Source organism: Rhodococcus sp. T7, assembly GCF_009872365.1.
Taxonomy (GTDB): domain Bacteria; phylum Actinomycetota; class Actinomycetes; order Mycobacteriales; family Mycobacteriaceae; genus Rhodococcus_F.
The window spans coordinates 1-5,590 of the sequence record NZ_WXYH01000128.1 but is presented as its reverse complement, the minus strand read 5'-3'; the positions used below and the strand labels follow the sequence as shown (position 1 = coordinate 5,590).

The window sequence follows — 5,590 nt, the reverse complement described above, 5'->3', positions numbered from 1 at the left end:
TTGACGCCGCTCCTCGCCCTCCTCGACACCATCCTCGACGCCCTCGAACGCGTCGTCGGACTGTAGAACCCACCCCCGACCCCACACATCCGCCGAACCGCCACCCGCGCCGCGAGAAAGGACCCTCCCCGTGACCATCACCGCCCCCGGCTGCACCCGCACCGCCCACCCGGAAGAGCGACCGATCTCGCGGCTGCGCACCGGGGCGACGATCGGATGTGCGGCCGCGGCATCGGCGGCCGCCCCGGCGGTGCTGGTGACCGGGTCGGCGACCATCGGCGCCCTGACCGCGTTCACGACCCTCACCGCCGTCGCCGCGGCGACCGTGATGATCTGACCGCAACCCTTCTCCGGCGCAATCGCATTCATCGACCTGCCGACAGGACTCCGATACATGCGCATCACGACGACCGAGGCAATAACCAATCCCCGCACCGCATCCCGTGGCGGGTCGATCAGCACCGAGGAGATCAGGGCCCGCATCGAGGCGATGCTCGCCGACGATCGCGACGACCCGCAGCACCCCACGCGCTGAACCCCCGCAACCGACCCCCATCGGCATACCCGAAAGGACACCGACATGAACAACAAGGCGCAGTTGCTGCTGTTGCTCGCCGGAGCCGTCGGCGGCACCGCCGTCCTGCAGGCCGTTCTCGGGCGGACCGGGACACGCCGCACCCGCGGAGCACCCTTCCACCCGAACGGCTGACACCGACATGGGGCGGTCACCCGGCCGCGGGCAGCGGCGTCGAATCGTGCAGCTTGTCGCCAAGGGTTGTGGGCAGGGTGGTAGGGGCTCGTCGGCACGATGTCGCCGCCGCCATGTACGGGGAATCCTTCGCGCACAGCGTCTCGGCCAAGCCCTCGCGCGCACCGTCGCCGTGGCGGATCAGGATCACTGTCCCCTCCCTCCAAGGCGCGTGATACCGCCTTGATTGAACCCGGCCGCAGTGGGTATGCGGGCAGTGCCCCGCGCCAGTCTCACACCTGGGCCGCCGCGCCGCGCGGTGTCGATCGCCTGACGATCACCTCACCCGCACCCGGCGACCGAGCGAGCGGCGGTGACACCGACGTAGCGACACAGCAGGATCGATCTCATGACCACACACACGCACCTCACCACCGACCACGAGGAAATCCGTCGGTGGACCCAGGCCCATCACGGCGCCCCCGCCCGGGTCCCCCACACCACCGGCGGCGACGTGCTCCGAATCGACGTGCACGGAGTCGACTCGGGTCTCGAACACCTCTCCTGGACGGAATGGTTCGCCGCCTTCGACCGGCAGGGCCTGGCCCTCAGTTATCCGGATCCGCACCTACCGGGTGGGATCAGCGCCTGGTTCGAACTCGTACCCCGACCCCGCACCACCGGCCGCCCGTAGCCCCCACCAGGGCGCGGCCCGTAGTGATCGCGGCGCACACCCCTGCCGTTTCCCGACAAACCGATGGTGTCGATGAGCATGGGTCGGAGGGCGGCGGTCGTGAACGCGCGTGCGGAATCGGTGGGGCCGTTGGCCGGAGCGGATCTGGGCGCCGCCGACGAGATCTTCCGCCTCGCGTTCGGGACCTTCCTCGGCGTCCCCCGACCCGGCGTCGACATTCGGCACGATCGAAACCGGCACCGACAGACATCGACGTCGAGGCGTCCGGCCGGGACACACCACCAAACCAGAACGCCCAGCTCACCGCTTCGGGGTGGAGCCACTTCGAGCCGTCACACCTCACGAGTAGGGGTCGGCTTGGGGGCCAACTCGAGCCCCGACAAGGTGGGGGCCAGATCGAGGGTTCCGGCCCACTTTCTGTGATGATCCATTGTGTCCGCGTGTCGCTCCGACGAGACGTCGAATCCGCGCAAGATGATCAAGAAAGCCGGGGAGCGGGTCCACACCACGGACCAAAACGCCCACGACGGCCATCGCGGCGAGCCCCCAGAGGACACGGGCGAGGGCAGTGCGTCCTTGCACCAGGCCGGCCGAGCCGCCGACGACCAGCAGGGCGCCGATCCAGAGAATCCACATCGCGATCAGGCCTTCCTGATGGCGGCACAGCGGTCGGACATGGACTGATGAACAGTCGCGTGTGCCCCGCATGTCGGCGCTACGGCGTCGAGGCCGATCAGTTCGAGGAACTACAGGGCTCTGGTGCCGTCGGGAGATCGAGGCCATCGGGTCGGGGACCGGTTCGGTCCGGGCGGTGTCACATGCTGTCGAAGATGCGATGTTCGGGGACACCGGCGGACTGCGCCGCGGTGACGGCGTCGAGGAGGTCGTCGGTCAGTTGCTCGAAGGTGGCGGATCGGACCCGCTCCGGGGGCCGGTCGCTCGGGTGAGTGGTCAGGAAACTGTCCAGCAGGGCGCAGGTGTCGCGGACCCGCTCGAGCGCCCGGCGTTGCTCGTCGTTCACCGGCCGTCCGGCCGGCGGCCGACGACCCGCGTCGGCTCTTCGTGCGGTGCCCGGGGCGGGCAGGCGTGGTCGACCGCCGTCAGCAGGTTCTGGGTGAGGCGGTGGTAGGTGGTGAGCCACCGGTCGTCGACGGGTTCGTCGCGCAGATACGCCGTCAGGGCCGCGGTGTTGTCGCCGGTATCCAACCAGCGGCGCAGGTCGGTGGTGCGGTCCTGGACGCGGCGCAACAAGGTGGGGGGTGAAACGGGCATCGGGTCTCCTCCGGTTCGGACTTCCCTTCGGCGAGAATGGATTCGACGTTGCCCGCGGGTTTCCCGGCAACGCGTGCTTCCGCCAGGCCATTGTGACCGATGCCGGTGCCCGGTGCCGGTGTTTCCGGGTACCGGGCCATCGGCAGGCCACGCGGCCGCGAGCACACGGTCACCGATCCGGTCGTGGCTCGAACGGCACCGGTGGACAGTCCGCCCGGATCCGCTGTGCCCCAACCACTCCTGGCATCTGGGTCTCACGGGCGTGACGTTCGCCCGTCCGAGCGGGGCTTCGGCACCGCCCGCGCCCCGCATCGTGAGGGCGGAAGAAATACCAGGGAATGGAGGCGGATTGCGGCGGCCATGCGGTGAGACGAGCGACAAATCCGCAGGTCGCAAAGTTTCCGGAAATGACATCGGCGACGAGACCGTATGGTTCGAATTCGAATTCGTGGCCAAATCGCATCCGCGATGGCCATTCGTATTGGCGGTCGGCGATCTGCCCACCGTCAAAGTCGCCGGTGTCGCGGCGGCGGAGCGCCGTGGTGGTGATCTCGTAGGTGAGCAGTTGTCGTCCGGCGGTGGATCGAGGATCGGGACGAGGGCCCCGATCCCGGTCTGCAGCACCCGCCGGAGCCCGGCGACGCCGTAGCGGTGCGGTGCGGGGCGCCGGCGATCTGCCCGAACGCCAGCCGCAAACCGTCACTGATCTGCTCGATCAGGACATCGGCACACCTACGCGAGCTTGTGTGTGGCTGCCGGTATCTCACCACTGCACATTTCGCGGTTGGGTTGGTGCGGCGGCACCGAGTCCGGCGGCGCCGCGATCCCGGCGCCGGGGGGAGACCTCGGGCGGTGTTGGCGTCTTCGTGCCCAATCAGGCATCCGACGTCGGGTCACCGAGTCCACCATCACCATCGGCAGCATCATCGCCGAGAACGGCGTACTCGGCGATGCGTCCGCACCCGCGGCGCGCGGGCTGCGGGCGCGGCTCAGCCTTGGAAGCCAGACTTCGCCCCGGACCCACACGTCCTTCGTCTCAACCTGATGATCGCCCAGGCCTGACACAGAACGACGACCAGCAGGAGGCCGAGAACGGCCAGCGGCCACGCCGCCAGGGTGCCGTGGCCCGGAACTGTATCGAGTTGATGGATGTAGATGTCCCCCGCGATGTTGCTCCCGTCGAAGATGCAAGTCCATTCGGGATCTCGTCCTGGCAGGACCCTGGGCTCGACGCCACAGGTGAATCCCGCCTCACGAAGCAGATCACGCACGATCTCGGGATGTTCGGTCCAGATGTCAGGCAACTTCCTTCCCCTTATCTGTGTTGAGGACCCCCGTAAAGGTCAGAGTCCGTATGGTCAATTTCTCGTTGTTGGCGCGTCGTCACCCCTGCTTGGCCCGCGTCAACGCGTTCGAGATTGCCTTCCCGCCGACGCCACCTTGTCCGCCGCGAACCCCAACCACGGCCGGCGATGCGGGGTGTCAACCAGCTGGAATGCGAAGCTGTCCTCGGTGTCGGGGAAGCGGAACGCGAGAGCCTGCGCGTCCAACAGGGCGAACCACTGGTTCCAGGAGATGTGCGCGAGACCCGATCCCGGGCCCAGCCCGGTGAAGTCGATCCGCAGCACTGCCGCCGCCGCCTCGGGGTGGGTCGGGGGGTTCGACAGTATCGCCGGCGCCCCGTGATGGTGCTGGATCCAGCAGCGGATCAATTCGTGATCGGTGCTGGGCTCGAGGTGATTCTTGTGTGTGGTCATGACGGCTGCTCTTCCGGTGAGATTCGCGGTACCCGGCATCGCCACGGTCGCGAACCCTCGGTGTGTTCTCTAACGGTCGCCGGGTGTCGTCCTTCATTCTGCTCCGCGGCCACCGTGGATCGGCCACGTCGGTGGGAGGTAGTCGAATCCCGTCCCGGGATGTCCTGGTTCGTCACCCGGCGGGTGTGCCCAGTGTGCGACCGCCGCCGGCGGGGTATGCGGTGAACATGGGGCCGGACGTTGTCGGTGGTGTGGCCCAACCGGAGGCGCGGTTGGCCGGTCATCTGGTGCAGTTACTCGGGGACAAAGACATGTCGGGGCTGTCGGTGGAGGTGGCGCCGCTGGTTCGGGCGCCGGGACCGGGGTCGCCGGCCGGGGTGTTGTACACGGGGGTGCTGCGGTGGCTGGTCGGCGCGATCGCCGAGGTGGTCGTCGCCCGGTTGGGTGTCCCGGAGGAGGGGGAGTCGTTCGAGTTCAGGGTGCGCAGCACCCACGGGCGGCGGTTGGGGGTGGACGAGTTGCCCGACTCCGGGGGCCGGGTGTTGCGGTCGGTGAATGCGTTGCTCGCCGACGACCGGCCCGCGGCCCGGGCGCAGCTCGCGGCGGCGGCACGGGAACCGGATCCGGTGGTGCGGGCCGAAACTTTGGTCGCGGCGTTGGTGTGGGTGGATGCGCTGCTCGATGCGCGGACACCGGCGTTTCCGGATCCGCCGCCCCGCTGACCACCCGCGACGGGGTTATCCCGCCCGCGGATCGGATGCCGGTCGCGTGTGCGGTGGCCGTTGCCGGTGTGGTGCCGGTGGGGGGTCGGGTATCCGATGCCGGCGGAGGCTGTCGGACATCACACGTTGCCACCAGAGGTCGAGGGGGCTGGGGTCCGGCCATCGGATCGGATCGTCGTCCGGATCTGCTCCGGGTTGTGGTGCGGTCCGGTCCTCTCCGGTAGGGCACACTGTGCACGCCTTTCGGTCGCGGCGCCCGCCGCGCGGGGCACACTCCCCCTGGTGGTGGACGCTACCCCCCGTTCCGGGACGGCATCAGCATTTCCTCCTGGGCCTTCGGGGCCGGCATCTGGTGACCACCGGGCTCGGCGCCGGGTAGCTGTTGAGCGTCTCTGCATATGACGACCACGGGGCCACCAACCGTCACCCGTGATGCAGATGGGTTCCGGGCAGAGGG

At 68.8% G+C, this 5,590-nt stretch carries 10 protein-coding genes; 6 read left to right on the top strand and 4 right to left on the bottom strand.

Annotated elements, in window-relative coordinates:
• Nucleotides 1-130: 130 nt before the first annotated feature.
• From MLGJGCBP_RS15365 to MLGJGCBP_RS53220, 3 genes are read left to right on the top strand one after another with little or no spacing between them, the layout of a single operon-like run.
• A complete protein-coding gene (locus tag MLGJGCBP_RS15365; RefSeq protein ID WP_160096652.1) occupies nt 131-337 on the top strand; it encodes a hypothetical protein in 207 nt (68 codons plus the stop codon).
• Between the two features lie 57 nt (nt 338-394).
• Nucleotides 395-535: a hypothetical protein gene (locus MLGJGCBP_RS50505; RefSeq protein ID WP_201453077.1), complete on the top strand. Its 141-nt coding sequence runs from the start codon at nt 395-397 to the stop codon at nt 533-535.
• Between the two features lie 45 nt (nt 536-580).
• Nucleotides 581-709 (top strand): hypothetical protein, encoded by a 129-nt coding sequence (locus MLGJGCBP_RS53220; protein WP_258085251.1) that lies wholly within the window; start codon nt 581-583, stop codon nt 707-709.
• A 16-nt stretch (nt 710-725) separates the two neighbouring features.
• Here MLGJGCBP_RS53220 and MLGJGCBP_RS15360 read toward each other — a convergent pair whose 3' ends face one another.
• A complete protein-coding gene (locus MLGJGCBP_RS15360; RefSeq protein WP_160096651.1) occupies nt 726-899 on the bottom strand; it encodes a hypothetical protein in 174 nt (57 codons plus the stop codon).
• Nucleotides 900-1,097: 198 nt separating this feature from the next.
• On the opposite strand from MLGJGCBP_RS15360, the gene MLGJGCBP_RS15355 reads away from it, so the two are divergent.
• Both MLGJGCBP_RS15355 and MLGJGCBP_RS15350 read left to right on the top strand, forming a co-directional pair.
• Entirely contained in the window at nt 1,098-1,382 is a 285-nt protein-coding gene (locus MLGJGCBP_RS15355) for a hypothetical protein (protein WP_160096649.1), read from the top strand.
• 432 nt (nt 1,383-1,814) lie between these two features.
• Nucleotides 1,815-2,066 (top strand): hypothetical protein, encoded by a 252-nt coding sequence (locus MLGJGCBP_RS15350; RefSeq protein WP_160096647.1) that lies wholly within the window; start codon nt 1,815-1,817, stop codon nt 2,064-2,066.
• A gap of 130 nt (nt 2,067-2,196) precedes the next feature.
• Here the strand turns inward: MLGJGCBP_RS15350 and MLGJGCBP_RS15345 are convergent, their stop codons facing one another.
• From MLGJGCBP_RS15345 to MLGJGCBP_RS15335, 3 genes are all read right to left on the bottom strand, one after another.
• Nucleotides 2,197-2,403, bottom strand: coding sequence for a hypothetical protein (locus tag MLGJGCBP_RS15345; RefSeq protein ID WP_160096645.1), 207 nt, complete (start codon nt 2,401-2,403; stop codon nt 2,197-2,199).
• Nucleotides 2,400-2,654, bottom strand: a complete 255-nt coding sequence (locus tag MLGJGCBP_RS15340) for a hypothetical protein (protein WP_201453075.1) — start codon at nt 2,652-2,654, stop codon at nt 2,400-2,402. Before MLGJGCBP_RS15340 ends, MLGJGCBP_RS15345 begins: the two co-directional genes overlap by 4 nt.
• A 1,403-nt stretch (nt 2,655-4,057) precedes the next feature.
• Entirely contained in the window at nt 4,058-4,411 is a 354-nt protein-coding gene (locus MLGJGCBP_RS15335; protein WP_201453074.1) for a hypothetical protein, read from the bottom strand.
• 227 nt (nt 4,412-4,638) lie between these two features.
• On the opposite strand from MLGJGCBP_RS15335, the gene MLGJGCBP_RS15330 reads away from it, so the two are divergent.
• The gene (locus MLGJGCBP_RS15330; protein ID WP_160096643.1) at nt 4,639-5,133 is read left to right on the top strand and encodes a hypothetical protein; all 495 of its coding nucleotides are present in this window, start codon (nt 4,639-4,641) and stop codon (nt 5,131-5,133) included.
• Nucleotides 5,134-5,590 lie beyond the last annotated feature (457 nt).

Coding starts and splice junctions, on each gene's coding strand:
- MLGJGCBP_RS50505 (WP_201453077.1), top strand. CDS start 395: ATGCGCATCACGACGACCGAGGCAATAACCAATCCCCGCACCGCATCC.
- MLGJGCBP_RS53220 (WP_258085251.1), top strand. CDS start 581: ATGAACAACAAGGCGCAGTTGCTGCTGTTGCTCGCCGGAGCCGTCGGC.
- MLGJGCBP_RS15355 (WP_160096649.1), top strand. CDS start 1,098: ATGACCACACACACGCACCTCACCACCGACCACGAGGAAATCCGTCGG.
- MLGJGCBP_RS15340 (WP_201453075.1), bottom strand. CDS start 2,654: ATGCCCGTTTCACCCCCCACCTTGTTGCGCCGCGTCCAGGACCGCACC.
- MLGJGCBP_RS15335 (WP_201453074.1), bottom strand. CDS start 4,411: ATGACCACACACAAGAATCACCTCGAGCCCAGCACCGATCACGAATTG.
- MLGJGCBP_RS15330 (WP_160096643.1), top strand. CDS start 4,639: ATGGGGCCGGACGTTGTCGGTGGTGTGGCCCAACCGGAGGCGCGGTTG.